Below are 1,537 nucleotides of genomic sequence, written 5' to 3'. Positions count from 1 at the left end.
TAGAAAGGGATCAGGAGCGGTCAGTTTCCAACTAACAAACCGGTTCAAGCGGTCCCGCTCCGCGGGTCCATTTCACGTCTACGAACACAACGGCGGCGAGGTCGACGAAAAGTATCTGCGCGACAGCGGCGACACATCGGTCCGACTGAAACAGAGCATCCGGGAGACGCAGGCTGGCGTCCATGAATTCGCAAATCTCGTGCTGCCCATGGCACGGAATCTCCACCGTGGTTTCCACGACATCTACGAACCTGCCAAGGCAGCCATAGACCGATACGAGACGGAGAAGAAGCGCCTGGCCGCTCTTCAGCGGCAAAACAAGGGGGGATCCCGCGCACCTCAGGTCAACACCGCGAAGCCTCGGCTGAAAGGTGAGTAGCTGGCGTTTCTCCGGACCGAGACGTCGAACCCGAACCTCAGACGTTGACCGCCTTCACCCGATTTTCATCCAGGCTCTGATCTGTTTTCATTAGGATCCACCCATGTCGGTAACGATCGGCACGACTGCGACGAGTGAGGAGATCAAAGCCCGCTGGGCCTTCAGCGAAATCCCATCGCCGCGCTTCGGTCCGAGCTACCGCGGGCACGGTCCCTCGCATCTGCATGACCTGGCGCACGGCGGCGAGCCCTTCGAGAAAGTCCCGCCCGCAGACTGGCCTCATCTCCTCGAGATGATCTCGAAGCACGGCCGGAACGAAGGGTTCGTGAGCAACATCGACACGCTCGGGGGGGCGACATTCACCTGCACGGCCTGGCACCTGTCGGATCTGATGAACAGCCACGTTCTGCCCACCTTCGGCAACGTCTCCTACCCGGTATTCCTCACGCAGAATCCAAGCATCGTGCTGGCGGGCGGCAGCCCGAGGTTCGACAGTCACGACCCTCGCGCGGTCGCATCGTCGATCGACCCCGGCGTTCCGTTCGTGCAACGGGAGCCGTGCATTGTGATCCGCTACGGCGGCCACGACGTCCTGATCGAGGGGTATCTCCGCAGCCTCCTCTGGCTCCGCAAGAACGATCCCGCCACACCGCTGCTCGTTTGGCTACCGAACTGAGGCGGAACGGAAGTTGCTGCGGGTCAGGACGAGCCGTTCGTCAGATTGCCGACGAAGCCAGCGCACAGGACGCAGGCAAGCCGAAGACGAAAGGCGCTCGGGGGCAGACGTCCTGATCCCTGTGTGAGCCCGAGCAAACCTTCTGACACCTTTCGTTCGGGGTTAGTACCTTCGAACGACGGACTCGACAGTTCGGAGTTGTGAAAGCCTATACATACAGACTGCGACAGCGACAACTCGGAACGATCTATAAGTGGGGACCAACGACGCGGTGAGAAATTCAAAGTCGCGTGTTTGGTACGGAGCCGACTCAGGCGGAAAGGTCTTCGGCGAAGTTCGGAGCAGCGACAGCTAGTTTATAGAAGATGATCCCGATACCGCCCACCTGAATTTCACGACAGGCGTATTGAAATGGACCCGCGGAGCGGGACCGCTTGAACCGGTTTGTTAGTTGGAAACTGACCGCTCCTGATCCCTTTCTA

At 59.8% G+C, this 1,537-nt stretch carries 2 protein-coding genes; both read left to right on the top strand.

Features of this window, described 5'->3' with window-relative positions; all coding sequences use genetic code 11:
* Nucleotides 1-379: hypothetical protein (locus AAFX91_RS41550; protein ID WP_394570332.1), on the top strand; the 379-nt coding region annotated here is incomplete at its 5' end.
* Between the two features lie 103 nt (nucleotides 380-482).
* On the top strand, nucleotides 483-1,055 hold the full coding sequence (locus tag AAFX91_RS41545) for a hypothetical protein (protein WP_130581869.1): 573 nt from the start codon (nucleotides 483-485) through the stop codon (nucleotides 1,053-1,055).
* Nucleotides 1,056-1,537: the final 482 nt, after the last annotated feature.

The sequence above is a fragment of the Bradyrhizobium sp. 31Argb genome (genome assembly GCF_043638955.1).
Taxonomy (GTDB): Bacteria; Pseudomonadota; Alphaproteobacteria; order Rhizobiales; family Xanthobacteraceae; genus Bradyrhizobium.
Note: the sequence above shows the minus strand (reverse complement) of the source record. Positions and strands in the feature narration are given on the sequence as shown.

Excerpts from the sequence above, each read along its gene's own strand:
- AAFX91_RS41545 (WP_130581869.1), top strand. The coding sequence starts at position 483 with ATGTCGGTAACGATCGGCACGACTGCGACGAGTGAGGAGATCAAAGCC.